At 67.2% G+C, this 26,729-nt stretch carries 25 protein-coding genes; 14 read left to right on the top strand and 11 right to left on the bottom strand.

All coding sequences use genetic code 11. The annotated features are described in order from the left end of the window. Positions 1-12 precede the first annotated feature (12 nt). The 3 genes from VFA08_08430 to VFA08_08420 are packed head-to-tail and all read left to right on the top strand — an operon-like array spanning position 13 to position 2,200. Positions 13-819 (top strand): L,D-transpeptidase, encoded by an 807-nt coding sequence (locus tag VFA08_08430; GenBank protein HYZ13615.1) that lies wholly within the window; start codon positions 13-15, stop codon positions 817-819. Between the two features lie 27 nt (positions 820-846). After that, a complete protein-coding gene (locus VFA08_08425; GenBank protein ID HYZ13614.1) occupies positions 847-1,248 on the top strand; it encodes a VOC family protein in 402 nt (133 codons plus the stop codon). Between the two features lie 43 nt (positions 1,249-1,291). Further along, entirely contained in the window at positions 1,292-2,200 is a 909-nt protein-coding gene (locus tag VFA08_08420; GenBank protein HYZ13613.1) for a sigma-70 family RNA polymerase sigma factor, read from the top strand. Here VFA08_08420 and VFA08_08415 read toward each other — a convergent pair. Then, on the bottom strand, positions 2,177-3,004 hold the full coding sequence (locus tag VFA08_08415; GenBank protein ID HYZ13612.1) for a HemK/PrmC family methyltransferase: 828 nt from the start codon (positions 3,002-3,004) through the stop codon (positions 2,177-2,179). The two genes, VFA08_08420 and VFA08_08415, sit on opposite strands and share 24 nt — an antisense overlap. 144 nt (positions 3,005-3,148) lie before the next feature. Here VFA08_08415 and VFA08_08410 point away from each other — a divergent pair, with 144 nt between their 5' ends. The 5 genes from VFA08_08410 (at position 3,149) to VFA08_08390 (ending at position 9,782) form a co-directional block, all read left to right on the top strand. Beyond that, on the top strand, positions 3,149-3,577 hold the full coding sequence (locus VFA08_08410) for an SRPBCC domain-containing protein (GenBank protein ID HYZ13611.1): 429 nt from the start codon (positions 3,149-3,151) through the stop codon (positions 3,575-3,577). A 125-nt stretch (positions 3,578-3,702) separates the two neighbouring features. After that, on the top strand, positions 3,703-4,182 hold the full coding sequence (locus VFA08_08405; GenBank protein HYZ13610.1) for a GNAT family protein: 480 nt from the start codon (positions 3,703-3,705) through the stop codon (positions 4,180-4,182). Between the two features lie 38 nt (positions 4,183-4,220). After that, positions 4,221-4,805, top strand: a complete 585-nt coding sequence (locus tag VFA08_08400) for a hypothetical protein (protein HYZ13609.1) — start codon at positions 4,221-4,223, stop codon at positions 4,803-4,805. 81 nt (positions 4,806-4,886) lie between these two features. Further along, positions 4,887-6,788, top strand: a complete 1,902-nt coding sequence (gene ftsH, locus VFA08_08395) for an ATP-dependent zinc metalloprotease FtsH (GenBank protein HYZ13608.1) — start codon at positions 4,887-4,889, stop codon at positions 6,786-6,788. Between the two features lie 108 nt (positions 6,789-6,896). Then, on the top strand, positions 6,897-9,782 hold the full coding sequence (locus VFA08_08390; GenBank protein ID HYZ13607.1) for an adenylate/guanylate cyclase domain-containing protein: 2,886 nt from the start codon (positions 6,897-6,899) through the stop codon (positions 9,780-9,782). Positions 9,783-9,786: 4 nt separating this feature from the next. On the opposite strand, the gene VFA08_08385 is transcribed toward VFA08_08390, so the two are convergent. Then, positions 9,787-10,674 (bottom strand): helix-turn-helix domain-containing GNAT family N-acetyltransferase, encoded by an 888-nt coding sequence (locus VFA08_08385; GenBank protein HYZ13606.1) that lies wholly within the window; start codon positions 10,672-10,674, stop codon positions 9,787-9,789. Positions 10,675-10,715: 41 nt separating this feature from the next. Next, positions 10,716-11,102: a VOC family protein gene (locus VFA08_08380; GenBank protein ID HYZ13605.1), complete on the bottom strand. Its 387-nt coding sequence runs from the start codon at positions 11,100-11,102 to the stop codon at positions 10,716-10,718. Positions 11,103-11,314: 212 nt separating this feature from the next. On the opposite strand from VFA08_08380, the gene VFA08_08375 reads away from it, so the two are divergent. Both VFA08_08375 and VFA08_08370 read left to right on the top strand, forming a co-directional pair. Then, positions 11,315-12,256, top strand: coding sequence for a DMT family transporter (locus VFA08_08375; GenBank protein ID HYZ13604.1), 942 nt, complete (start codon positions 11,315-11,317; stop codon positions 12,254-12,256). Between the two features lie 14 nt (positions 12,257-12,270). Next, complete coding sequence (locus tag VFA08_08370; protein HYZ13603.1) at positions 12,271-13,494, top strand: serine hydrolase; 1,224 nt, start codon at positions 12,271-12,273, stop codon at positions 13,492-13,494. Here VFA08_08370 and dinB read toward each other — a convergent pair whose 3' ends face one another. The 4 genes from dinB to ligD (VFA08_08350) form a co-directional block, all read right to left on the bottom strand. After that, a complete protein-coding gene (gene dinB / locus VFA08_08365) occupies positions 13,495-14,685 on the bottom strand; it encodes a DNA polymerase IV (protein HYZ13602.1) in 1,191 nt (396 codons plus the stop codon). It lies immediately after the preceding gene. A gap of 467 nt (positions 14,686-15,152) precedes the next feature. Beyond that, a complete protein-coding gene (locus VFA08_08360; protein ID HYZ13601.1) occupies positions 15,153-17,099 on the bottom strand; it encodes an ABC transporter ATP-binding protein in 1,947 nt (648 codons plus the stop codon). 74 nt (positions 17,100-17,173) lie between these two features. Beyond that, complete coding sequence (ligD, locus tag VFA08_08355) at positions 17,174-18,052, bottom strand: non-homologous end-joining DNA ligase (GenBank protein HYZ13600.1); 879 nt, start codon at positions 18,050-18,052, stop codon at positions 17,174-17,176. A gap of 7 nt (positions 18,053-18,059) precedes the next feature. Continuing rightward, positions 18,060-19,064, bottom strand: a complete 1,005-nt coding sequence (ligD, locus tag VFA08_08350) for a non-homologous end-joining DNA ligase (protein HYZ13599.1) — start codon at positions 19,062-19,064, stop codon at positions 18,060-18,062. A 67-nt stretch (positions 19,065-19,131) separates the two neighbouring features. Here ligD (VFA08_08350) and VFA08_08345 point away from each other — a divergent pair, with 67 nt between their 5' ends. Continuing rightward, entirely contained in the window at positions 19,132-20,346 is a 1,215-nt protein-coding gene (locus VFA08_08345) for an adenylate/guanylate cyclase domain-containing protein (protein ID HYZ13598.1), read from the top strand. Continuing rightward, a complete protein-coding gene (locus VFA08_08340; GenBank protein HYZ13597.1) occupies positions 20,343-21,281 on the top strand; it encodes a succinylglutamate desuccinylase/aspartoacylase family protein in 939 nt (312 codons plus the stop codon). Before VFA08_08345 ends, VFA08_08340 begins: the two co-directional genes overlap by 4 nt. Before the next feature lie 19 nt (positions 21,282-21,300). Here VFA08_08340 and VFA08_08335 read toward each other — a convergent pair whose 3' ends face one another. Together VFA08_08335 and VFA08_08330 are read right to left on the bottom strand one after the other, a co-directional pair. Then, positions 21,301-21,687, bottom strand: coding sequence for a VOC family protein (locus VFA08_08335; protein HYZ13596.1), 387 nt, complete (start codon positions 21,685-21,687; stop codon positions 21,301-21,303). A 153-nt stretch (positions 21,688-21,840) separates the two neighbouring features. Next, positions 21,841-22,164 carry a hypothetical protein gene (locus VFA08_08330; protein HYZ13595.1) on the bottom strand — a complete coding sequence of 108 codons (324 nt, stop codon included), beginning with the start codon at positions 22,162-22,164 and terminating at the stop codon, positions 21,841-21,843. A 159-nt stretch (positions 22,165-22,323) separates the two neighbouring features. On the opposite strand from VFA08_08330, the gene VFA08_08325 reads away from it, so the two are divergent. Further along, positions 22,324-23,481 carry a dihydrofolate reductase family protein gene (locus tag VFA08_08325; protein ID HYZ13594.1) on the top strand — a complete coding sequence of 386 codons (1,158 nt, stop codon included), beginning with the start codon at positions 22,324-22,326 and terminating at the stop codon, positions 23,479-23,481. A 382-nt stretch (positions 23,482-23,863) separates the two neighbouring features. Here the strand turns inward: VFA08_08325 and VFA08_08320 are convergent, their stop codons facing one another. Both VFA08_08320 and VFA08_08315 read right to left on the bottom strand, forming a co-directional pair. Beyond that, positions 23,864-24,637: an alpha/beta hydrolase gene (locus VFA08_08320; GenBank protein HYZ13593.1), complete on the bottom strand. Its 774-nt coding sequence runs from the start codon at positions 24,635-24,637 to the stop codon at positions 23,864-23,866. A gap of 138 nt (positions 24,638-24,775) precedes the next feature. Continuing rightward, positions 24,776-25,567: an SDR family oxidoreductase gene (locus tag VFA08_08315; protein HYZ13592.1), complete on the bottom strand. Its 792-nt coding sequence runs from the start codon at positions 25,565-25,567 to the stop codon at positions 24,776-24,778. 168 nt (positions 25,568-25,735) lie between these two features. Between VFA08_08315 and VFA08_08310 the strand changes: the two genes are divergently transcribed. Continuing rightward, positions 25,736-26,722 carry a sigma-70 family RNA polymerase sigma factor gene (locus VFA08_08310; GenBank protein HYZ13591.1) on the top strand — a complete coding sequence of 329 codons (987 nt, stop codon included), beginning with the start codon at positions 25,736-25,738 and terminating at the stop codon, positions 26,720-26,722. The last annotated feature ends 7 nt before the right edge of the window (positions 26,723-26,729 follow it).

The following is a 26,729-nucleotide window of genomic DNA, read 5'->3' as shown; positions in this document are numbered from 1 at the left end:
AATGATGCTCGCGTGCGTGGCCGGTCATCCTCGCTCGTCCTGGCGCTCACGCTTCTATTCGTGGCGTGCTCGTCCGCAGCAACAACGCCGCAGATAGCCGGCTCGCCCGAGCCCGAGCCCGAACACGAAGCCCAAGCCGAGTCCCAGTCAACAGAATCGCCGCAACCGGCCGCCGACCCCGGGCAGAAACCCCAACGGATCCTGCCCGAGCAGGGCGATTTCGTCGCCGTGCCGCGATCGCGATACACGCCGATGTGGGAGATGCCCGGACAAAGTGGGGGCCCGGACTTCTCGTTCGACACACAGAACCCGATGGGTCAGCTCGCGCCGCTGCTGATCGACGGGGCCACCCGCCGCGACGGCGTGGAATGGCTCGAGGTGCTCCTCCCACTCCGGCCGAACGGCACGTCGGCGTGGGTGAAGTCCGACGAAGTGGAGATCCGCGAGCGAGAGCAGCGCATCGAGGTCGACCTCTCGCGTCGCGTGCTCCGTCACTACGAGGGCGACGAGCTCGCCAATTCGTTCCGCGTCGGCGTGGGAACCGAGCAGTACCCGACCGGCGTGGGACGGTTCTACGTCTGGGTGAAGGTCCCCTACGAGAACCCGAACAATCCGTACGGGATCATGGCGCTCGGACTCTCCGGATTCTCACCGGTTCTCTCGGATTGGCCCGGACAGGGCCGGATGGCGGTCCACGGCACGCCGTATGCGAGCAACCGCGGGCAGGCGGTTTCGCACGGGTGCGTACGCGTCTACAACGACGACATGCGTGCACTGCTCGACCTCCCGCTCGGCACGCCGGTCGAGATCAACCGGTAGCTTCGGCACTGAATTAGGAGAAGAGCGATGTCCGAACGGGTTCACGAGATGCGTGTCGTCGTCACGGCCGAGGACTACGACGAAGCGCTCGGCTTCTATCGCGACGTGCTCGGCCTGCGCGAGCACGCGGAGTTCGTGTCGGGCGGCGGCGGGCGGGTCACCATCCTCGACGCAGGCCGCGCGACGCTCGAGCTCGCCGATCCGCTCCAGGCCGACTACATCGACGAGGTCGAGGTCGGTCGTCGCGTCGCCGGACACGTGCGCATCGCGTTCAAGGTCGATGACAGCACAGCACTCACGGCTGAGCTCGCGGCGGCCGGCGCGAAGGTTCTCGCCGAGCCGACTCGAACGCCGTGGAGCTCGCTCAACGCCCGACTCGAGGCTCCGGCCGGGCTGCAGCTGACGCTCTTCAGCGACCTCACTGGCTGAGGCGCCGTCACACCGGAGCGGTTTGTTCCGTCATGAGGGCATGGTGACCAGGAACGACGACGGTTGGCTGACCGAACGGTTCGAGGAGAGCCGACGGCATCTCAGCGCTGTGGCGTACCGCATGCTCGGTTCGGCGAGCGAGGCGGAGGACGCCGTTCAGGAGGCGTGGCTGCGCCTCAGCCGGTCGGGCGCAGCCGAGATCGACAACCTCGGAGGATGGCTGACGACGGTGGTCGCCCGGGTGTGTCTCGACATGTTGCGGTCACGGCGATCGCGACTCGAGGTATCGCTCGACGAGCAGGTCGGGGAGCGTCATGACGTCGAGTCGTCGAACCCCGAGGATGACGTCCTGATGGCCGATTCGGTAGGACTCGCCATGCTCGTGGTTCTCGATACGCTCTCGCCGCCGGAGCGCGTCGCGTTCGTCCTGCACGACATGTTCGCGGTGCCGTTCGAGGAGATCGCAACGATCGTCGGTCGTTCACCGGACGCGGCACGACAGCTGGCGAGCCGCGCGCGTCGCCGCGTTCGTGCGGCCCCGGCGACCGGTGCGGCGTCGGAGATCGATGCCGCGCCGGCGATCGATGCGGCGACCCGCGTCCGTCAGCGGGAAGTGGTGACTGCATTCCTCGCTGCCGCTCGCGGCGGAGACTTCGACGCGCTGCTCGCGGTGCTCGATCCAGACGTCGTCCTTCGGGCGGACGAAGCTGCTGCGGCGATCGGCTCGCCCACCCTGGTCCGCGGCGCGCGCTCGGTGGCCGAGACGTTCGTCGGGCGAGCGCGAGCGGCGCGACCGATGCTCGTCGATGGCCTCGCCGGTCTGGTGTGGTCCTCCGAGGGGAGGCCGCGCGTGGTGTTCGAATGCACGGTGTCGGCCGGGGCGATCGTGGAGATCTCGATGATCGCCGATCCCGACCGACTCGCCGAGCTACAGCTCGCGCCCCTCGACTGAAGACGTCGATGCCTTTCGCGCTTCGAGGGCGCGGTCGAACCCGTCGTCGTCGCGGTGCACCCTGATCGCCTCGAACCCCGGTGCGCGCAGCCGCGCTGACACAGGATCCGCCTGGGTTCCGCCGAGCTCGAGCAGCACGCTCCCGCCCGGCCGGACCAATCGAGCGGCCGCTTCGGCCGCACGCCCGAGCATCGCCGTCCCGCCGTCTCCACCATCGAGGGCACGGCGAGGTTCGTGCGCCAGCACGTCGCGGGGCAGCAGGTGCAGTGCTTCCGTGGGCACGTACGGCACGACGGCGGTCATGACGTCGACGCGACCGTGCAGCGAGTGGGGGAGCGGTTCGTCGAGATCGCCGAGCCGTGCGTCGACGCCGTTCTCGCGAGCACATGCGACGGCGACAGGGTCGATGTCGGTACCCACGACGTTCCCGCCCGGATGCGCAGCCATCACCACCACGGCGACGGCACCGCTGCCCGTGCACAGGTCGACGCAGTTGCCGTCGTCCGGCAACAACGCCGACGCGCGGATCGCCAGGGTCTCGGTGTGCGGCCGCGGCACGAACACGCCGGGGCGCACGCGGATCCGCGCCCCGCAGAACCGGACCGATCCCGTGATCCACGCGAGCGGTTCCCCACCGAGTCGCCGCCTCACGAGCTCGTCGAGCGGGCCGACGCCTTCCCCCGCGGCCGCGATGAGCACGTCGGCCTCCGCATCCGGCGAGACGAAGCCTCCCCGCGAAAGCGAGTCGACGACGCGAGCCCGCGAAAGCTCGCGATCGGCCATCTTCCCGTCGGCGATCGTCACCGTGGCGCATTATCGGTCAACGCCACGCGGATGCTGGGGTCCGTCGCACGCACATCGCGTACCGTGGCGTTCCACACACATCACGTACCGTGGGGTCCATGAGCGACGGAATCCAATCCAGAACGCGCGGTTGAAAGGAACGACATGCCCACGGACCTGAACGCGAGCGCCTCCGTCGAGATCGAGGCGCCCGCTGTCGAGGTTTGGCAAGCGCTGACGACGCCGAGCATCATCAAGCAGTGGTTCTTCGGCGTCGACACGCAGAGCGATTGGACCGAGGGAAGCGACATCGTCCATACGGGCGAGTGGCAGGGCAAGCCTTACGTGGACAAGGGAACGATCGTCCGGATCGAACCGGATCGGCTCCTCGTCCACACGCACTGGAGCGATCTCTCGGGATTACCGGATCGGCCCGAGCACTATCAGGAGGTGACGTGGGCGCTGGCCGAACGTGACGGAAGGACCGAGCTCACCGTCTCCGAAACGAACCTCCCGTCCGAGGAGACGAAGGCCGTTTCCGAGACGAGCTGGACGACGGTCCTGGGGAGCCTCAAGAAGTTGCTCGAGGGCTGACCCGACGGGAAGGGGGACCGGGCATGGCGCTGGAGTCACATCCGGGCGGCGAAGGCATCAGCTTGCACCGATCCGCCACCACCTCCCCATAATCCGTGGGCCTCGTGCTGAACGGGCCTCGTGTCGTGCTCCGCCCGGGTCGGACCGACGACGTCGACGTGCTGCTGTCCATCCTTCGTGAGCCCGAGGTGGCGCGGCGATGGGGACGGGTCGAGCGCACGGAAATCGAAGACCAGTTCGTCGGCGACGCGAAGGTCTTCGTCATCGAGGTCGACGGCGACGCGGTCGGAGTGATCCAGTACGGCGAAGAGGACGATCCGATGTATCGCCACGCGAGCATCGACATCTTCCTGACGACGACTCGACATAACCAGGGCATCGGCTCCGAGGCGATCCGCGTTCTCGCCAAGCACCTGATCGCCAATCGGGGCCATCATCGGCTGACGATCGATCCGGCGGCGGATAACAACGCGGCGATCCGCGCGTACGAGAAGGTCGGGTTCAGCAAGGTCGGCGTCATGCGCTCGTACGAGCGTGGCCCCGACGGCACGTGGCACGACGGCATGCTCATGGAGATGCTCGCGGACGAGCTCGTCGAACGGTGACGCAAGAGCTCCCCGCGCGCGAATACTACGCTTCGACCGTGCAACCGGTGACCGACGCGTTCCTGCTGAACATGGCCGAGGTCTCGGCGACGCTCATCGGCTTGTTCTTCGTCGGCATCTTCTTCTACATCGAGTCGGGCCTTCGCCGGCTCGAACACGTACGTGCCATAGTTGAGCCGTACCTTCGAGCCGGGACGCGGATCACGCTGATCGTGTTCGCGATCCCGCTCGGCCTGTCACTCTCGCTTGTCGCTCTCGATCTCGTATGGAGCAGGATCCTGTTCGCGATCCTGTGCGTGACGCTGATCGCGGCGAACGTCGACTCGCTCGTCCGGGTCGGCGGAGTCAGCCGCGCGTCACGCTCTCCGGGATTCCTGGTGATGGAACTCGTCACGACCGCGCTGGCAGCGTTCCTCATCGTGGCGCCGTGGGCCGTCGGCGGTCTCCACCCGACACGCGAGGACCTCGCGTGGGCGATCCTTCTGTCGTTCGCCGCCGGGTTCCTTAGCATCTTCGAGACCGTGATGTCGGTCTTCGACATATCGCGAATCGAGGAAGCCGAACGGCGCGATTCCCTTGCCGACGCAGAACGTGATCGGCTATCACGCCGGCCCGGCGCGTAACGGGGATTGGACCGCCGAAGGACATCAGTTCAGTATCGACGCGGCACCGTCCGCAGAACGCACTCGAACGGAGGCTCACGAATGACCGAACAGGCCAAGCCCGGACCAGATCGGGAGCGTCCGAGGGCGCCCGCGCCACCGCCGCCGCCGGCGTGGCGGAACTGGCTGCTGGTGGCCGGACTCCTCGTGTCGATCCTCATCTTGTTCTTGCCCAGCATGGGTGAACCGACATCGACGGAGCTCAGCTACTCGAACTTCCTCTCGCGCGTTCGCAACGGCGACGTGAACACGGCGGTGATCGACGCGGACGGCGCGGTCAACGGCACGCTGTCGGGCGGCGGAAACTACGAGACCCAGATCCCCACCGCGATCCAGGACCAACGGCTCGCGGAGGAGCTGGAGGCCAACGACGTGGAGATCACCGCGGAGGCGACGCCCGGAACGACGCTCCTCGGCGTTATCTTCAGCTTTCTTCCGTTCCTGTTGCTGATCGGCGTGTACCTGTACATCGGCCGGCGCGCGCAGCGGCAGATCGCGGGCGGCGTCGGCGGCATCCTCGGCTCCCGAGCGAAGGTGTACGACGCCGAGGCGCCGTCGACGAGGTTCAGCGACGTCGCGGGCTACGAGGGCGCCAAGCAGGAGATCAGCGAGGTCGTCGACTTCCTGAAGCAGCCGGACCGGTACGCGAAAGCCGGCGCGATGGGTCCGCGCGGCGTCCTCATGGTCGGACCACCCGGCACGGGGAAAACGCTCCTCGCGCGCGCCGTTGCCGGCGAGGCGGGCGTGCCGTTCTTCGCCATCACCGGTTCGGGCTTCGTCGAGCTGTTCGTCGGCGTCGGCGCCTCCCGCGTGCGTGACCTGTTTGCCGACGCGAAGAAGCGTGCCCCGGCGATCATCTTCATCGACGAGATCGACGCAATCGGACAGCGACGCGGCGCCGGGTTCGCCACGAACGACGAGCGCGAGCAGACCCTCAATCAGCTCCTCGCGGAGATGGACGGCTTCGACCGCTCGACGGGCATCGTGGTGCTCGCGGCGACGAACCGGCCGGAGATCCTCGACCCCGCGCTGCTTCGTCCCGGCCGCTTCGATCGAAACGTCGAGATCCCGCTCCCCAACCAGAAGGAGCGAGCCGCGATCCTAGCGGTGCACTCTCGGGGGAAGCCCATCGGGAACGACGTCGACCTCGACGCCGTGGCCCGGGCCACGCCGGGCTTCTCGGGCGCGGACCTGGCGAATCTGGTGAACGAGGCGGCGATCTTCACCGTGCGAGGCGGACGCGATCGGATCTCGGAGAACGACTTCTCCGAGGCGCGCGATCGCATCCTGCTCGGGCGACGAGAGGCGTCGAACGCGCTGCTTCCCGAGGAGAAACGTTCGGTCGCCGTTCACGAGGCGGGACACGCGGTCGTCGCGGCGCTCTCGAAGAACGCCGATCCGGTGGCCAAGGTGACCATCCTTCCGGCGGGACGTGCCCTCGGCGTGACCGAACAGCTTCCGGAGAACGAGCGGCGGATCTACCCCGAAAGCTATCTGCACGATTCGCTGGCGATCAGGCTCGGCGGGCGGGCCGCCGAACAGCTCGCCCTCGGCGAGATCTCGAGCGGCGCCGCGAACGATCTGGCGGGCGCCACGCAGCTCGCGATACGGATGGTGCGTGAGTTCGGGATGAGCCCGCGTCTCGGACCGATCGGTTACTCGGACGACGGCCCGCAGTACCTGGGGCCGCAACAGATCTCCTCCCGCGGGTACGCCGAGGAGACGCAGCGGCTGATCGACGCGGAGGTCGAGCGCCTGTTGAAGGAGGCGGATGAGCGGGCGACAGAGCTGCTGCGGTCGCGCCGCACGGCGCTCGACGAAGTCGTCGGCCTGCTGCTCGAGCGGGAGACGATCGACGGCGAGGACATCATGGCCATCGTCGGGGGCACCGCGTCGCGCCCCAAGACCGTCGTCGTTCCGGAGGAGGCACCCAGCAGAACCTGACGGAATTCCCCCTCCGACGAGGCGGTTTTCCTGTTCGTGGAGAGGGGAGTTTCGTCCGCGACGCCTGACGTTCGGCCGTCCGTCACCCCGACGCGAGATGATGCCGGGGTGACGACATCCGCCGCGCCACCGATGTGCGCCGTCTGCGGGGACCCGCTCTCCGAGCGCGCCCGGTTCTGCGCCAATTGCGGCGCGCCGGTCGAGACATCGCTCGGGACGGACGAGCGGAAGATGGTCACGGTCGTGTTCGCCGACCTGGTGGACTCGACCGGTCTGGCCCAGCGCCTGGATCCCGAGCGCGCCCGCGAGGTGCTCGGACGCTTCTTCGACGTGGCCAGCGAGGAGCTGCTTGCGCTCCGGGGCAGGCCCGAGAAGTTCATCGGCGACGCCGTGATGGCAGTGTTCGGGCTCCCGACCGTGCACGAGGACGATGCTCTTCGCGCCGTTCGCGCCGGCCTGGCCATCCGGGGCCGGATGGGAAGGCTCTCCGAGTCGCTCGAGCTGCCCCAGCCGATCGACGTTCACATCGGGATCGCATCCGGCGAGGTGGCCATGGGGATCGGGCCCGCCGGGCAGCTCCTGGTGACCGGACCGGTCGTGAATGCCGCCGCGCGCCTGCAGGACGCCGCCGATCCGGGGGAGGTTCTGGTCGGCGAGACGACGTTCGCGCTTACCGATCCCGCGGTCAGCTACGGGCCTCGCCGGGAGATCGCGGCCCAGGGATTCGCCAGCGACCTGATCGGGTTCCCGGTCGAAGGGATCTCGATGAGGTCGCGACGCCGAACGATCCCCTTCGTTGGCAGAGGGAGCGAGCTCACGATCGTCCGCGAGACCCTGTCGCGCGTTACGAGCTCCGGCCGTCCGTCGCTGGTGACGGTGGTCGGCGAGCCCGGCATCGGCAAGACCCGCCTCGCCGACGAGATCCTCGCCGGTCTCGCCGACGACGTGACCGTCGCGCGCGGCCTGGACCGCGCGTTCTCCGACACGGCCACGTTCGCGCCTGCGGCGGCGATCATTGGTGATCTGGCCGGCATCGACGAGAGCGATTCGCCCGACGTGATCCGTGTGAAGCTGCGCGAGCTCGTCGGATCGTCACTCGAGGGAGCAGACGCGGACTCGACCGTCGAGAGACTGTCGTTGCTCTTCGGGACGGCCGAGCGTCAACAGGCGGCGTTTGGTCAGGCGGTGCAGGGGGGCACGATCGCGTTGCTTCATGCGCTCGCGCGGGACCGGACGTACGTGCTCGCTTTCGAGGACGCGCACACCTACAAGCCGGCGATGCTCGATCTGATCGAGCGACTGGCGACGACGCCCAACGACGGCAGGCGCCGCGTGATGATCCTTGCCCTCGCGCGACCGGAGCTGCTCGACAAGCGATCGACCTGGGGAGCGAGCCTCGTGAACGCCGTCACCATCCGGCTCGATCCGCTCACGATGGAGGAGTCGATCGACCTCGTTCAGCAGGCGGCGGGTGGTCGCATCGAGGACGACGAGGCGAGCCAGATCGCCGAGCGCGCCGACGGCAATCCGTTCTTCATCGTCGAGACGACGGGCATGCTGCTGCCCGATGCGACGGGGCTGCCGTCGCATCGAGGGGCCATCCCGCCGACGGTGCACGCGGCCGTCTCGGCGCGCCTCGACGCGCTGCCACCGAGGCTCCGCGATCTCGCGCGACGCGCGTCGGCGTTCTTCGTCTCGTTCGACCTGGAAGAGCTGCTCGTCGTGGATCCCGGCGCTACCCGGGAGGAGATCGCCGCGCTCGAGGAGGCGGAGATCCTCGTTCACGAGGAAGGCAAACGCGCCTCCGAGCGCTGGCGGGTTCGGCACACCACCGTGAAGGACGTGGCCTACGCGAGCCTTCCCAAACGGGAGCGTGTTCGTCTGCACGAGGCAATCGCCGACCGGTTGCTTTCGACCGGTCACCCGTCGTGGGCCGCCGACCATCTCGAGCTCGCCGCGGTCGCCTCGCTTGATCTGTATCCCGACGACCGGACCACGCCTGAGCGGGCGGCAGACGCGCTGGTCTCCGCCGGCGATCGCGCCAGGCGGCGGATGGAGAGCCGTTCGGCGCTCGACTACTACGGGCGCGCGCTCGGGCTGAGCGGACCGGAGGAACGATGGGGCGTGCGCGAGGCCCGTGCCCTGGCTGGGATGGGGGAGGCCCACTACTGGCTCGGCGAGTACCGCGCTTCCACCGACAAGTGCCGGCGTGCGGTCGAGCTCGGTACGGAGCTCGACGATCCGTTCACGCTCGCGCTCGCGCTGCGGTTCCTGGGCGACATCGCCATCAACGTCGAGGCGGATTTCGATCAGGCGGAGGAGCTCCTGGATCGCTCGCTCCAGGCTGCCGAGCGGATGGGAGAACCCTGGGCGATCGCCCGCACGTTGCTGTTCGCGGGCTGGGTCCCGTGGAACCGGAAGGATTTCGACGAGGCCGAGGCGATCTGGCTCCGGGCGCTCGACGTCGCGGATCCCGATGACGGGTGGTCGCGCGTTCGGGCGTTGAACTCGCTGTCGATCGGTCGTGATAGCCGAGGCGATCTCGACGAGGCTCTCAAGCTGAGCATGGACGCGATGACGCTCGCGGAGCAGATCGGCGACCAGTTCAGCATCGGGATCACGTGCGTTCAGCGCGGTCGGGTGCTGGAAGACCTGGGCAGGTTCCGGGACGCGCTCCCGTGCATCGAGCGCGGGATCACGATCTTCGAGGAGTTCGGTGCGCGGTGGGAGCTCGCGGACGCCATCGCCGAGCGCGGCGACGTCCGCCGCGAGCTCGGTGATCTCGATGGCGCCGAGGATGACCTCATGAAGGCCGTGCGGATCACCGAGGAGCTCGGAGACCGTCAGCTCGGCGGGTGGCTGTGGCGTTCGCTGGCCAAGGTGTCCGATCGCCGCGGCAACGAGCACGAGGCCGCCGAACGGCGGCGACGGTCACGCGAGGCGCAGACGTTTCTCGAGCGCTCGCTCGAGGGCGTCGCCACGTCGCAAACCTGATCGGTTAGCCGCCGAGGCGCTTCTCGAACCAGTGGTGCGCGTAGGCCTCCTCGTTGAACGGAGGTACCTCGACGTAGCCCGACGAGCGGTAGAGGGCGATGGCCTCGGTGAGCGACTCGTTCGTCTCGAGCCGGACGATGCGACTGGCGTGGCGTGCCGCTTCGCGCTCGAGCTCCCAGAGGAGCCGACGTCCGACGCCGAGTCCGCGGACGGACGGAGCGACCCACATGCGTTTGAGCTCGGTCGGCGCTCCGTCGTGGAATTTCAGAGCGCCGCATCCAATGGGTTCGGTTCGGAGGGTGGCGACGAGCAGCAGACCTCTCGGCGTTCGCAGCTCGTCGTCGTCCGCGGAGATGCTCGCCGCGGGGTCGAAGCCCACGTCGAACCGGCGGTCGAGCTCCGCGAAGTACTCGCGCATGCAGTACCGGGCTTCGGGATCGGCGGGGTCGGTGGGGCGGATGTCGATCATCGCCGCCGTCAGGAGGCGTTCGACGTCCCCCATCGCTGCCACGAGTCGTTCCCGCTGCACCGCGTTGAGCGGAGCGAGGAACGATTCCGCGAGCGCGTCGCTCCGTTCGTCGAGGACGGCTCGCTCGGCGAGGCCCGCTTCCGTGAGTCGAACGGTCCTTATGCGGCGGTCGTGCTCATTCGGTTCGCCGGTGGCGAGACCGGCCTGCTCGAGAGACCGAAGCAGGCGGCTCAGGTAGCCGGAGTCGAGGTCCAGACGCGACCGAAGGGCTCGCACGTCGCAGCCATCCGGCCCAATCTCCCAGAGCACCCGGGCCTCTCCGAGCGGACGGTCGCGCGAGAGAAAGTGGTCGTCGAGCGCTCCGACGCGTTCGGTCACCAGGCGGTTGAACCGCCGAACCTGTCCAACTGCCACGCCATCCATCCTCTGACCTTAGTCAGAGGATGGACATCGCGCAAGTCGGATCAGTTCCCCGTCGCCACCTTCCACAGGTAGCCGTCGGGGTCCGCGAAGTAGCCGAAGTACCCCCACTGCGTGGCGCCGGCCTCCTTGACTATGTCACCGCCGGCCGCGATGGCTTTCTTCATGACTTCGTCCACGGCGTCCTTCGAGTCGACGATGTAGTGGAACGAGACGCCGCGGAACCCGGAACCCTCCGGCGACACGCCGGCGTCTTGCGCCGCGGCTTCGCGCGGGTAGAGCGCGAGCGAGGACGATCCCGCGCCGAGGTTCAGCGCCACGAAGTGCGGATAGTCCTGCGCGATCTCGCAGCCGAGTCCTTCGGCGTAGAACTTCTTGGATCGGTCGAGGCTCTCGACCCCGATCATGACGGTAGTGAGCTGTACGGCCATAGCCCTCTCCTTTCACCCTTTTCAGCCGACGTCGCCTCTATGACGGATGGCGCCACAAGGACGTGACGATGACACGTTGTCCCGGTACATCTCAGGGGGACATCACGGGATCTCCTCGGCCTCGGAATACCAGACCAGCTAGGGCGGTCTCTTCGTACGTAACCACGACCTCACGTGACGAGGTGCGCCAGCGTTGATGCGGACAGAACTCAATGGCTGAGCGAACGGAGATGCGCCGGCGCGCGTTGATCGAGACCGCCGCCGGGACGCGACACGAGGCGTTCGGGCTGCAGGAGTGGGGTCTGCTCGCCGCCGCGGCGACGATCTGGGGCTCGTCGTTCCTGCTGATCGAGATCGGCCTCGATCATTTCGGTCCGGGAGTGATCGCGTGGGCTCGTGTGGCCGTGGGCGCCGTGGCGCTCGCCGTGCTGCCGAAGGCTCGGCGGCCCGTCGACCGCACCGACCTCCCGAGGATCGCCCTCCTCGGCGTGCTGTGGATGGGCGCTCCGCTGCTGCTGTTCCCGATCGGGCAGCAATGGATCGACTCGTCGCTCGCCGGGATGATCAACGGAGCGGTCCCGATCTTCGCCGCGATCACCGCGGCGTTCCTCCTTCGAAAGCCTCCGGGTCGTCGACAGCTCGCGGGCGTTGCGATCGGCTTTGCCGGCGTGCTGGCCGTGCTGTGGCCGACCGCGCGCGACGCCGAGGTCACCGCGCTCGGCGCGGCGCTCGTTCTCCTCGCGGTCATGTGCTACGGCGTGGCGCTGAACATCGCGGTGCCGCTGCAACAGCGGAACGGAGCGCTTCCCGTGTTGCTTCGCGCTCAGCTCGTCGCGCTCGTGGTGCTCGCCCCGGCCGCGCTCTACTCGTTGCCCGACTCGGAGTTCGCATGGTCGAGCGCGGTGGCGATCGGCGCGCTCGGCTTCTTCGGAACGGGATGGGCGTTCGTGGCGATGGCCACCCTCGTGGGTCGGGTGGGGGCGACGCGAGGATCCGTCGCCACATACCTCATCCCCGTCGTGGCGATCGCGCTGGGCGTCGTCTTCCTTGACGAGGTGATCGAACTCATCTCGCTCGTCGGAACGGCCCTGGTTCTCGCCGGCGCGTACCTCACGAGCCGAGCCGAAGCTGGTGCGCACGACCCCCGGGAGTGACGGGAGGCGAGGGCATGGCGAAGACCAAGCGACCGGGGAAGGCTCCGACCGCGGTGTCATCGCGGCGCCGTCGATGGCCGCGCCGTATCGGGGGCGTGGCGCTCGTCGTCGTGACCCTCGTGCTCGGTATGTGGGTCTGGGCCTGGGCATCTGTCGACAGGTCCACGATGGCGCGAGCGATGTGGTGGATGGAGGCGGACATCGACGATCAGTACCGGTTCCCCGCGCGGACGATCCCGGCCGGTGAGGATCCCAGCCCGTTGGCCGAAGGTCCCGAGGTCGATGGTCTCGAGCCGCCCGCTGACTCGACATCCCGCGACTTCGACGGTTTCCTTCGCCGAACCGGTACGCGCGCGTTCCTGATCCTGCACGAGGACCGATTGGTGTACGAACGCTACTTCGACGGCGCCGATCGACAGAGTCGGCACACCTCGTTCTCGGTGGCCAAGTCGTTCCTGTCCACGCTGGTCGGCATCGCCATCGACGAAGGGCTCATTGGTGACGTGACCGATCCCGTGACCGAGTACGTTCCCGAGCTCGCGGAACGAGATCGCAGGTTCGAGTCGATCAGGCTTCGAGATCTCCTGGCGATGTCGTCGGGACTTCGTTACGTGGAGCAGGATCTCCCGGTGCCGTGGGGCGACGACATCAACACGTATTACGGCGTCGACCTTCGAGCGCTCGCTCTGGAGGACACGGAGATCCTCGGTCCGCCCGGGGAGGAGTGGCTGTACAACAACTACAACACGTTGCTCCTGGGGATGGTGATCGAGCGCGCCACCGGCATGTCCGTTTCCGAGTACATGAGCACCAGGTTGTGGATCCCCCTGGGAGCGGAGTACGACGCGACGTGGAGCCTGGATTCGGACGCGTCGGGCTTCGAGAAGATGGAGAGTGGTCTCAACGCGACCGCGGTCGACTACGCGCGGTTCGGCCGGTTGTTCCTCCACGAGGGTGAGTCGAACGGCACTCGTGTCGTCTCGAAGGACTGGGTGCGCGAGGCGACGGCGGCCGACGTGACGACCGACCCGGCGGGGCACTACCAGTACTTCTGGTGGATCGACATGCAGCGGCTCGATAGGTTCTACGCGCTCGGCAACTTCGGTCAATACGTGTACGTCGCACCCGACGCCGATGCCGTCATCGTTCGCCTCGGACGCGACTGGGGAGTGGAGAACGACACGTGGATCGCCACGCTCCGAGACATCGCGGACCAGCTGGCGGCCGACGCGTCGTGATCAGTCGGGGAGCAGTGGCACCGACATTCCACTGTCTCTGCCGAGGAGCACAGCGCGGGTGATCGCTCCCGAACCGAACCGCTCGCGAACGCCGTCGAGCGCCGTATCGATCGGGTGGGCGAGCGCACGGTCGAACGGCAGCGCGAGCTGGATCGCGTCGTCACGGTCGAGGTTGCCGAGCGTCACGCCGATCAGGGTGATCCCCTGGTCTCTGATCATCGGCATGGCTCCGGCGAGGAGTTCTCTCGCGGTGACGAGGATCGCTCGAGTCTCGGCGGTCGCCTCCGGCAGCGTGTGCGATCGCGTCGCGCGAGAGAAGTCGTCGAACCGCAGCCGGAGAACGATCGTCCTGCACACCCGGTGCGCCGTTCGAAGCCTTCGTCCGAGTCGATCGACGATCGCGACGAGATCGGCATCAAGCAACTCCGGCGACCTTCGCCTGCGCCCGAGCGCGCGCTGCGACCCCATCGAGTGACGGCGACGTCCCACCTGCACGGGCCGAGGGTCGCGGTTGTGCGCCAGCGCGTGCAGGTGGCGTCCGGCCGCCCTCCCGAGCATCCGGACCAGTGACGCCTCGCCCAGTCGTGCTACCTGCTCCACGATCGTGATGCCCTTGTCGTTGAGCTTCGACGCGGTGACCGGCCCGACGCCCCACAGCGCGTCGACCGGGAGCGGGTGAAGGAACTCGAGCTCGGCTTTCGGCGGCACGACGAGGAGGCCGTCGGGCTTGGCGACGGCGCTGGCCACCTTGGCGAGGAACTTCGTCCTGGCCACGCCAACGGTGATCGGTAAGCCCACCTTCTCCCTGACATCCTCACGCAGGCGTATCGCGATCTCCGTGGGCGTGCCCGAAATCCACCGCAGGCCGCCGACGTCGAGGAAGGCCTCGTCGATGGAGATGCCCTCGACGAACGGCGTGGTGTCGTAGAACACCTCGAACAGGGCCTTGCTCGCGTCGCTGTAGGCGTCCATCCGGGGGCGAACGACCACCGCGTGGGGGCAGAGGTGGCGGGCGAGCGCTTCGCCCATCGGCGTGCGGATGCCGTAGGCCTTGGCCTCGTAGCTGGCTGCGAGCACCACGCCGCCGCCGACGATGACCGGCCGTCCGCGCAGACGCGGGTCGTCCCGCTGCTCCACCGATGCATAAAAGGAATCGACGTCAGCGTGCAGGATCGTCGCGTCGCCGGGCACGAACGTATGTTCGCATGCCGTGAAGACGTCATGGCTCACACGAGCGGCGGCAGATGACTCTCGGTCGAGCGGAGGTCACAGGTGGGCGAGCAGGCGCTCCAGCGGTCGCGGAACTCGGGGTAGATCCAGAGCCTCGACGAGCAATGGCGCGATGCGGATCTTCCGCCGCTGAACGTGCCGATGAATCGTCGAAGCTGATCCTCGATGGCGCGTCCTCGCCAGGCGGGCTGCCTCTGGAACGTGCAAAAACGATCCCCGCTCGCCCTATGAGTAGAGGATCCCTTCCACCAAGGCGGTCCCGAGGGAGCGGATCAGCTCGTCCTCGAGGTCTGCGACGCAGACGTAGAAGCCGAGTCGTTCCATGTCATGGCTCGTGAGATTGGAACCGAGACCAGCACGCTCGAGGCCCCCCGTCGGAACTGGTCTTCCTCCGTCGTGGCGCGCCGATCGCCCGTTCCTAAGGTTGCTCAGGGACGCGAGGAGGGCTCGTCTCGCGCTAGATCTCGGCTCTCGTGACCGTCACCGCCCGGGACCTGCCCGTTATCCGCGAGCGCTTTTCGTTCGCCTTCTCCGAGATACGCGGCGGCCTGCAGGGTGAAGAGCTCCGCGTAGAGCCCGTCGTGGCGCATCAGCTCCTCGTGCGTGCCGTTCTCGGCGACCCTGCCCGCCTCGAGGACGTAGATCCGGTCGGCCGGCCGAACCGACGAGAACCGATGCGAGATCAATAGAACGGTCCGGCCCGAGAGGAATGAACGGATCCGGCGGAAGAGCTCATGCTCGGCGCGAGGATCGAGCGCGGCAGTGGGCTCGTCGAGGATGACGAACGGGGCGTCGCGGAACAGCGCCCGGGCCAGTGCCACGCGCTGCCATTCGCCGACCGAGAGGTCGGTCCCACCGATGAACTCGGGACCGAGGATCGTTTCGTACCCCTTCGGAAGCGTTGCCAGCCGACCGTCTGCGCCGGCCTGCTCGGCGGCTTCGCGGATCGCCTCCAGGTCGTGCACCGCATCTGGCCGACCCAGGCCCACGTTCTCCCGTGCTGTCAGGTGGAATCGACCGAAGTCCTGGAAGATCACGGCGACCTGACGGCGGAGCTCGTCCGGATCGATCGTCGCCGTGTCGACGCCGTCCCATCTGATCGTGCCGTGCGAAGGGCGGTACAGACCGGCGATCAGCTTGGCCAGGGTGGTCTTTCCCGATCCGTTCTCGCCGACGAGCGCCACGACCTCCCCGGAGTCGATCGACAGGGAGACGTCCGTTAACGCCGGCGTGGAACCGCTGGGGTAGGTGAACGTGACGTCTTCGACGTCGATCCGCCGCAGCCCGTCCGGCCCTCGTCCCGTCGGTCGCGCCGCTTCGGCAGCGGGGATGAGCTCCAGGAAGGTCCGGTAGTCGTCGAGATACAGCGACGCCTCCGACAGCGTTCCCGCGGAGTACCCGGCCTCGGTCAGCCTCGCGCCGACGATCGCCACGCCCGCCAGAGCGATCCCCGCCTGCGACAGCGACACACCCCCGCTGAGGGTGAGCCAGGCGACGAGCAGCAGGGTGAGCACGACGATGGCACCGATGGCGAGATTCGCCAAGAACGAGAAGCGGAGGTGCCGCCGGGCCAACTGTCGCAGCTCGTGGATCCGCTCGTCGTAGAGGAGCTCGTATCTGGATCGCAGGTAGGGCGCGAGGCCGAACGCGCGGACCTCCTTCGCCGCGTCGCGTCCGGTGAGGATCTTCGCCAGATGGTTGCGCTCCCGGTCGCGCGGCGTGATCCGCCAGAAGAACCGGAAGAAGCTCTCGCCCCGACGCGAGGCGACCAGCCACGCCGGGAGGAACACGATGGCGATCATCGGTACCAAGAGCGGCTCGATCGCGATCAGCGCGATCGTCACGCCGATCACACCAATCGCCGCCCTCGCCAGGCCGGACACGCCGAAGACCAGGTTCATCGGTTGATTGCGAGCACTCCTTGCCCGCTCCAGGCGGTTGTGGAAATCCGGATCGTCGAAGACGATCAGGTCGACCTTGGTGGCCACGTCGAGGAGTCGTTCCTCGACGTAGCGCGCCACGACCTCGCCCAGGAGCTCTTGGCGCTCGCGCTGGATCGCGGACGCGATGAACAGCGCCGTGGCGACCGCCCCGACCGCCAGGGCCCACGGAACGATCGACATCACCGACGCGTCCCGGCGTGCAGCGGCGAGCAGCGCCTGGAGGGCCTGCTGTCCGATCACGAGTTGCGCGACGATCCCCACCCCACCGACGAGCTGAAGCGCCGTGGAGAGCAGAAAGTCGCTGCGGCTCGCATCGAGCAGCATCCGGATGCCCTCACGGACGAGGCTCGGCACGCGGCCGACCTGGATCTTCTTGTCGGGATCGGGCTGAAGGTCGAAGAGCGTCGGGGCGGAGGAAGCTTCGTCGGTCATGCCATCACTATCCCGCACGATCCAAGTGGGTTCCTACCCGCGCGGCCCGGGCGCCGTCGCGCCGCGACGGGCGGTCAGTCTTGGAGGAGCGAGGAGGGCAACCGTTGATGGCGTTCGCTCGCCGCTTCGGTCCAGCGCGTCGCAGCCGCGCCGTTCAATCGTCGTGGCACCGTCGTGATGGTGTAGCGATCGGGCGTGATCGACCGCAGCTCCTCGGGGAGGACGGGGAACGATACGGTCGCCTCGGCCCGCGCGCGCGGCGAATAGGGAGCCACGATCGTCGCACCGGGGCCGTTGCGAGATGGATCGAGCATGACGCGTCCCTTGCGATTCACCTTGCGGAACTCGGAGGTCACCAGGTCGGGTCGCCGTCCGGCGACGATCGTGGTGAGCCCGGTGGCAGCGTGCCGGAGCTGCTCGGGCGACGTGTGCCGCACGACGGGGACGACGACGTGAAGTCCCTTGCCGCCGGTCGTCTTCACCAGGGCGGTCAGGCTGAAGTCGCCGAGGACCTCGAGGACCAAGAACGCTACCTCCACGGCGGCGTCGAACGCGTCGTCGGGCGGATCGATGTCGACGACGAACAGGTCGGGTCGCTCCAGCCGGTCTCGCCGGACCGGCGCCGGATGGAATTCCAGCGCGGCCTGGTTGCCCAGCCACGCCAGCGTGGCCGCGTCGTTGCACACGGTGTAGGCGACGTCGCGCTTGGCGCTGGGTGCCGGGATGGTGACGGTTTTGATCCACGACGGTGCATAGGCCGGCGTCTGCTTCTGGAAGTGGCGCTGTCCGTCGACGCCGTCCGGCGCTCGGATCACCGTGAGGGGTCGCTCTCGTAGCCACGGGAGCATGTGCTCGGCCACGGCGTCGAGATAGTCGACGAACGCCTGCTTGGTGATGTCGAGCGTGGGCCAGAGCAGTTTGTCGGGTCGAGTGATCTCCACCTTTCGAGTCATGCGGCCATCACGCTCGCTCGCGGACGACCTGATCCGGCCGCTTGTCGTCTCGGAGACCGAGATAGCGCGGATGTCGCAGCTTGCCGTCGGGGGTCCACTCGCTAAAGCCGACCTGGGCGACCAGCTTTGGCTTGACCCAGTGCACGCCCTTCAAGGTCAGTCCTTTCGTTTCGGCGACCGACGGAGTCGCCTGTTCGAGCGGGGCAAGACGCTTCGTGAGCATGGCGAGCTCGCGCTCGCCGAAACCGGTCCCCACCTTCCCGCCGAACCGTAGCTGGCCGTCCTCGAAGTAGCCGACCAGCAGCGCGCCGAGTCCGGAGCGCGATCCGTGGGGCTCGGTCCAGCCGACGACGACGAACTCCTGCTCGTTCACGCACTTGAACTTCAACCAGTCGTTGGAGCGCGCATGCGTGTAGGGCGACGCGGCGCGCTTGGCGATGAGGCCCTCCCATCCCTTCGCGCAGGCTGCGCGGAACGCGACCTCTCCGTCCTCGTCGAGGTGCTGCGAGTAGCGGATCGGGTCCTCGAAAGTGATCACCTCGTGCAGGACCGATTTCCGTGCGACGAGGGGCAGCGCCGATAGGTCGTATCCATCGAACCAGATCAGGTCGAACAGGTAGAAGTACACGGGCACGGCCGCCACGAGCGCCGCGCTCGGTCTCGAGTTCTGCATGCGCTCTTGCAAGCGCGTGAACGATGTGACTTCTCCTTCGAAGGCCACGATCTCGCCGTCCGCGATGAGCGGCGCGCCGTTGTGCCGCAGGATCGCGCCCATCAGATCGGGGTAGTGCGACGTCCGGTCCTTCTCGTTCCTCGTGATCAGCCGAACCGTCGACCGCCGCCTCCACAGGAGCGAGCGCTGACCGTCGAGCTTGGGTTCGAACACCCACGCGGGACTGGAGAACGCCTGCTTGGCCAGGGTGGCGAGCATCAGCGGCGTGAAGCTCGGCATGGCCGCTCGACGGAGTAGGCGCCGATCAGATGCATCGAGTTGCGCGAGTGCCGGGTGCATCTCGGTCTGAACGTATCCGACGGAGCTAGGAACAGGTTGCCCGTGAGCTTGCCTTTACGATGCGCTCGTGCCGAGGGCCTACTCCGCCGCCGAGCTTGCCGACGAAGCGGCATGTCCGGAGGAGCGCATCCATTGGTTGGCCGGGCTTCGGCTGATCACCCCGGACGAGCGCGGCCGGTTCACGTTCGGCGCGGTGCTCGTGGTCAAGATGGTGTCGGCTCTGCTCGGGTCCGGCGTGCCGGCCGAGTCGATCGAGCGCGCCGCGAACGAAGGATTCCTCAAGTTCCAGCGCACGGATGAGTACCTTCCATACGAGCCCGGGCCCAGATCCGGGCGGACGTTCGCGGAGTTCCAGGCGAGCGCGGGTCCGAGGGCCGAGCTGCTTCCCGCGGTCTACGAGGTGCTCGGCCTTCCCAAGCCCGATCCCGGAGCGCCGATCCACGAAAACGAGGAGGAGCTGTTCGAACGCTTCCTTGATGCATGGTCAATGACGCCGGACGAGGACGCCTTGCTCCGGGCGGCAAGGTTGATGGCACAAGGGGTTCGTGCCGTGCTGCTCGGCTGGGTGGATCTTTGGGACGAGCAGCTCGCGAAGCCGGCGCGCGAAAGATTGTTCCGCGGTGAGCTGGAGGAGTTTCCCGACGACGTCCGCGTCGGACTCACGAAGGCAACGAACCTCGCGCCGGAGATGTTCACGTGGCTGAGCGCTCGGTACCTCGAGCACCGGAGCGTGAACGGGATCGTCGAGGGGTTCGAGCGGTTCCTTGCCACCAAGGGGTTGGCGCCGATACCTGCGCCGCCGAGCCCGCCGGCGATCGTATTCGTGGACCTTTCGAGCTTCACGCGCTTTACGCGCGAGCGCGGCGACGAGTCGGCGGTCGTCGCGGCGACGTCCCTCCAGCGGCTCGCTGACGCCACCGCCACGCGTCACGGCGGGCGACTCGTGAAGCTCCTCGGTGACGGCGCGATGTTGCAACTGCCTCATCCGACCACCGGCGTCGAAGCGGCGCTCGATCTCGTCGGAACCATGAACGGCGAAGGAGTGCTCTCGTCACACGCCGGCGTCCACGCCGGGCCTGTCATCGAACGCGATCTCGACGTCTTCGGGCAGACCGTCAACCTGGCTTCGCGGATCGCGGATGCCGCTGCCCCAGGCGAAGTCCTTGTGAGCGATGTCGTCGCCGAGTCAGCCGGCCACGCGTCATTCGCGTTCGAACGGATCGATGACGCAGACCTGAAAGGCGTTCCGGGTCCGGTCGCTCTCTATCGGGTCATTCGATGAGCATCGAGCAGCTCGACGCAGCTATCGCCGGCGATAGGCCACTCCGCGCGACGGGCACGATCCTGCTCGGCGAGCTGCCGGGTGGTCACTCGATCGACGTGCCGTTCACGGTGCTCCGTGGGCGTGAGCGCGACCCGGTCGTGTGGATGATGGCCGCCCGCGACGGCGACGAGGTGCATGCGACGCTGCTCGCCATGGATCTCCAACGTCGACTCTCGCCCGAGATGATCAACGGCTGCCTCATCGTGTTGCCGATCGGGAACGTGCCCGGGTTCGGCGTGCTGAGCCGCGAGCACCCGCTCGCCCCGACCTATCTCGAGCGGGAGATGGACGAGCGGTTCTTCGAGATCATGTCCGCCCGCGGTGGCTCGTTCATCGATCTGCATTCCGCGGGCGTCCCGTCCGACACGGTCGATTGGACGCTTCGGGTCGACGGAGACGAGACGGCCGCGCAGATGGCGAGCGCGTACGGCTCTCCATTCGTGTACGTGCACCGCATCGGATCGGGCGAAGGACTCGACGCGAGCCTGCTCGACGACGCGCTGTTCGTTCGCCTGTCGCGCGCCGGGTTGCCGTCGATCCTGATCGAGGCGGGCGGAGGACTCCCACCTTCGCCGGAAACCGTTCGGCGAGCGGCTTCGGGGGTCGAGTACGTCCTGCGCGCACTCGGTTCTCTTCCCGGAGACGTTGCCCCAACGTCCGGCCAGGAGGAGTTACGCGGATTTCGGATCGTCGCGCCCGCGCGAGGTGGGATTCTCGAGGACGCGACGACGCTCGGCGAGAGAGTTGAGGCCGGTCACGTTCTGGGACGAGTCGTCGACCCGTACGGCGGCCTCGTTGAGGAGATCGTTGCGCCGGTGGGCGGAGTCGTCCTCACGGTGCCGGTGAACCCCGCGATCGGCACCGGCACATGGGCATTCGAGATCGGCTGGTAGCGACCGAGGCCCGGCCTGGCTACGTCTGCTCGCGTCGTTGAATCCAACAAAGGCAGAACGGATGCCCGGCAGGATCCGCGTATACCTGGAAGTTATCGGGCGAGTCTGCGTCCTCAGCAGCCGGCTTGAGCACCTTTGCACCCAGCGAGACGACATGATCGTGGGCTTCCGCGAAGTCGTCGACCCACAGGTCGAGGTGGATCTGTTGCTCGGGTGTGCCCTCCGGCCAGTCGGGCGGGATGTGGTTTGGCGCCAGCTGAACCCCGACCCGCGGTTCACCGTCGACCATCACCATGTGCCAGTCATCCTCGGCATCAACGGTGCCGTCGAGCACCCCGGCCCAGAAGGTGCTCTCTGCCGCGAGGTCTGACGCGTCGAACACGACGACCTGACGATTGATGCGCATCGCGATACCCCTTCTAGTGGAGCCCGGCTTAGTCGCATGTTCCTCAGGCGGTTCCTGGATCGTACTTCGTGACGAGTGTGCAGGGACGCGTCGTGTGCATCGGCAACCGTATGAGCCACCCAACGCGTACGCCTGGCGAGCCCGCTTCGAAGGTCAATGACCGCCGCACCGCTTCTCGAGCGCATCGAATCTTGCCTCGATCGCGCCGGGTAGCTCCGCCGCAATTCGCTCTGAGCCGCGTTCGACGATGCCCGTTAGAACGAGTATGGCCTCTTGAGCCGCGTCTTCCTGCGAAAGCCAAGAGGGCCGCAAGCAGATTCCAGTGAGCACGGCCACCGCCGCATGGGCGCGAGTGAGCTCCGAGATTACGCCCTGATCACCTTCCTGCGCTCGCGAGGCTAGGGCAGTCACGTCGCCGTCAAAGTTCACGGCATCCACCACAGTCTCCATTACGAACTGCAGCGCGGGTTGATCCATGCGCGGGATGCTACGACCGCCATGCTGCTATCCGCCCTGACTTCCGCCGCCGCCCATCGTGCCTGCCCTGGTCAAGCCTCACGATCCGCGGATAACGTTCCGTGCGTCGTACCTCAGGCGAGGCCACGCTCGTCCAGCAGTGGACGGGAAACGTCACTCGTGCAGCGGGAGACCTTCCTGACGCGGAAGTTGATCGCATCCGAGTTCATGACGCTCGACGGCGTCATGGAGGCGCCGGGGCAGGAACAGCACCCCGACGGCAAGAACGCTTGGGCGCTCCAGCACGCAACCGAGGACATGCAGCGGTTCAAGGTGGAGGAGGTCTTCGCCGTCGACGCGATTCTGCTTGGGCGCGTGACCTATCAGATCTGGGCGGCGTTCTGGCCGTCGGCTCCTCGTGACTATGGCTTGGCCGACAGGATCAACAGCCTTCCGAAATACGTCGTCTCGAATAGTCTCAAGGAGCTCGCGTGGGAGAACTCGACGCTCCTGAGCGGAGACGTCGCAGAGGAAGTCAGAAAGCTCAAGGACCAGCCGGGTGGGGACATTCTGATCTCCGGCAGTGCCGACTTGGTCGATACGTTGACGGACCACGGCTTGATCGACGAGTACCGGATCGCGGTCTACCCGGTTCTCCTGGGTAGCGGCAAGCGCCTGTTCCGTTCCAAGGCGCCAATCACCTATATGCGGCTCCGCGAAACTCGCGCGTTCGCGTCGGGCATCGTCCTGCTGTCGTACGAACCGGCCGGGGACGAACCCACCAGCCCATACGTCGACGCGTTCGCGTGGACGAAGGAGCAGATCCGATCGCTCGACGCAGCCGAGAACGTGGATCGTGTGCTCGCCACTGTTCTGTTCACAGACATCGTCGACTCGACGCGCCGGGCGGCTGCCGTGGGGGACCGCGACTGGCGCAAGATACTCGACCGACACGACCAGGCGGCGAGGAACGAGGTCGAGCGGTTCCATGGCAATCTCGTCAAGACGACGGGCGACGGCATCCTCGCCACATTCGATGCGCCGACGCGGGCCCTCCGATGCGCCTTCGCGCTCATGGACACGGTCTCGGAGCTCGGACTCCGTTTACGCGCCGCCATCCATACGGGTGAGATCGAGATCCTCGATGGCGACGTCGCTGGGATCGGCGTGCACATCGCCTCACGCGTTTTGGACGAGGCGACCGACGATCAGATTGTCGTGACGCGGACGGTTCGGGAGCTCGCCACAGGTACGGACCTGCGATTCGAACCGGTCGGCTCGACCGGCCTCAAAGGCGTACCCGGCGAGTGGGAGCTGTTCAGAGCGTCGACCGGTTGAGCGACGAGCAGAGCGCCTAAGCGCACTCTCGACGATGAACCCGCGCGAACTCCTGGAGTCGGATCTGACACGTCGAGCAAAGTTCGTCGGGACGGACCGTTGCTTGTCCACCGACGAACGCGCGGAGATACACACGCGCGAGGTGTTGAGTGCATCGCGGACACAGACTCGGGTGAGAGACGTAGCGGGTCGTGAGTCGACGGTACGAAGCTGATCGTCGCGAGTCAATCGCCCAACCTGGCCACGGCCAAACGGTCGACACCCGACCAATGCGCTCGTACATCGATTTGGAGGACCGACGCTGTCACACGGAGGTGCTTCGTCTCCACGTGCACCGAAACGCGCGCCGGCCTCGAGCAGTTCGCCTCTCGCTCGTTCACGTTCAATCGCTGAAGAACTCCTGTACCGCTTCGGCGATGACCGCCGGGTCGACGTCGTGCGTCTGCCCCTCGAGCACTCGGATGTGGCCGTCGGGGATGGCCGCAGCGAGCGCCTCGGCGGTCTGGCGCATCCAGGGGATCGCGGTTCCGGCGATCACGAGCGTGGGCGCCTTGACCAGCGCCGCCCGCTCCGTCGACAGCGAGTAGTCGCCCATGATCCGCGCGTCGTACGCGAGGGTGTGGGCGATCGCCTCTTGTCCCGCCCAGAACGGAGCGGTGCGCGCCTGGGCCACGAACTCCGGGGGCATTCCCACGACCTTCGCCATGAAGAACTCGACCGCATCACCCCGCCGGCCCTCGGCGACCATGCGTTCGTACTGCTCCACCTGATCTCCGGGAGGACGCGGGAAGCCCTCCGGGATGAACGGCGGCTCCCACAGCGCCAGCTTGTCGATCGGCAGTCCCGATGCCGCGGCCTCGAGCGCGAGCGCCGCACCAGATGATGTGCCGTAGACGAACGCCGAACCTCCCGCCGCGGCGATGACGGCGTCGAGATCCTCGATCTCGCGCTCGATCGCGTAGGGCAGCGTGTCGCCGCTGTCACCTCGGCCGCGCCGGTCGTAGTTGAACGTCGTGAACCGAGTGGCCAGGTGTCCCGCGACCGGGGCGTTCGCCATCCGGTCGGTGGACCCGCCCGAAACCAGAATCACCGGGGACCCCTCGCCGAGGCGATCGAACCCGATCGTGGTTCCGTCCTTCGAACGGACGTTCTCCATGACCCCTCCTTCCAGCCTCTCTACTTCACCTTCCCCAACTCCCCTTGATGAGACACGGCGGGGGCGGAAACTCATCGGTCCCGGGAAGGAGGTTTCGGCTCAGGGCGGCAGGAAAAAGGCCCGCCCGGGCAACGGACGCTAGTCGTCCAGGCTTCCCATGGACAGGTTGACGGTCGTCCCCGTCATCCCGCTCGCGTTGTCGGAAGCCAAGAAGACGGCCGTGTTCGCCAGCTCCGGGAGCGTCGAAAGCCGGCGTGTGTGGGTCTTGCTCGCGGCCAACTCCGTGAACGCCTCGTAAGTCATCTCCGATGCCTTGGCGCGAGGCTCGTACGCCTCCTTTAGCGCATTTGTCTCCGGGATGCCCTGCGGTCGCAGTCCGACCACGCGGATGCCGTGCGACGCGAGCTCGGCGGACAGCTGTCGAGTGAGCGCCTCTTTGGCGGCCATCGCCGGACCGAAGCCTCCCGCCGTTGGGTACCCAGTCCGCGACTGGAGGGTAGTGAGAGTCATGATCACCCCCGATCGGGTTGCGATCATCTGCCGGGCGGCCGCACGTGCAGTCAGGAAGTACGACGCCGTGAACATGGTGATCGGCAATGAGAACCGCTCGACGTCGATCTCGACGAGAGGCATACCGATGAGGTTCGTACTCGGGATCCCGACCGCGTTGAACGAGATGTCGACACGACCAGCCTTGTCGACCACGGACTGGAGGTGCTCGTCCACGGCCTGCTCGTCGAGTGCGTCGACCTCCGCCGACTCGGCGGATCCGCCCGCTGCGACGATTTCCTTGGCGACGATCTCGACGGGTTCCAGGGTTCGCCCCGTGAGGTAGAGCCTGGCTCCCTCGCGCGCGAAGGCACGTGCGATGGCACCACCGACCGCACCTCCCGCACCGTAGATCACCGCAACCTTGTCTTTCAGCATCATCTTGGGTTTCTTTCTGTAGAGCCGTCGACGATGCAGACACCAAGACCTGTGGCAAGTTGGCGCACGCGACCGCCCAGTTCGTCCCTCGGCCGGTGTCTATCCAAGAGTGGATGAGGAGCGAACGAGGCGTGAGGGTAGGGTGCGAACGTGACGACCGATCTCATCGGAATGGCGAAGGCGGGGAACGCCGACGCATTTCAGGAGCTGGTCGAGCCGTACCGGCGCCAGCTGCTCGTGCACTGCTACCGGATGCTCGGATCATTCCAGGACGCCGAGGACGCCCTCCAGGACACACTCTTCGCCGCGTGGCAGGCCCTCCAAGGCTTCGGCGGACGCGCTTCCATCCGCACGTGGCTGTATCGCATCGCCACCAATCGATCGCTCAACGCACGTCGCTCGGCGAGCCGACGCCCGGCCACGGAGTGGCAGTTGCCGCAGCTTGACCCGCCCGAACCGACCCGGCTGGGCGAGATCGCATGGCTCGAGCCGTTCCCAGACGCCCTCCTGGAGGGAGCGATCGACGCGCCGCTCGGTCCCGAAGCCCGCTACGAGCAGGCCGAATCGATCTCCCTGGCGTTCGTGACCGCTCTTCAAGTCTTGCCGCCTCGCCAGGTCGCCGTGCTGATCCTGCGCGACGTCCTCGGGTTCCACGCCAACGAGGTAGCGGACATGCTGGACTCGACCGTCGAATCGGTGAACAGCGCCCTCAAACGGGCGCGCCGCGGCCTGGAGCGCCGACGGGCGCGGCCCACCGACCGCGAACCGCCTCCTGCGCCCGGCTCATCCTCCGAGGAGGCGATCGTCGCGAAGTTCGTCGGCGCGTGGGAGTCCGCCGACGTGGACTCGCTCGTGGCCGTTCTAACGGACGACGTCTTCATCTCGATGCCACCGATGCCCTTCGAATACGAGGGTCGAGACATCGGTGGGCGCTTCCTGGACAGCCTCTTCAAGACGGGCCGAAGGCACGACCTCGTGCCGACGCGCGCGAACGGCCAGCCGGCGTTCGGTTCCTACCTGCGCAGCGCAACCGGCGTCCGCCACGGGGTTGGCCTGTACGTCCTGACCCTCAGCGGCGAGCGGATCGGCGCCATGACTCGATTCGACAACAGTGTGCTCCCGGCCTTCGGGCTCCCGCGGTCGCTCCCGGGCCGATAAGCACGGC

Source organism: Actinomycetota bacterium, from assembly GCA_035640355.1.
In the GTDB taxonomy this organism is placed as follows: domain Bacteria; phylum Actinomycetota; class UBA4738; order UBA4738; family HRBIN12; genus CALGFI01.
The sequence above is the reverse complement of the archived record's forward strand: the minus strand, read 5'-3'. Positions and strand labels throughout refer to the sequence as shown.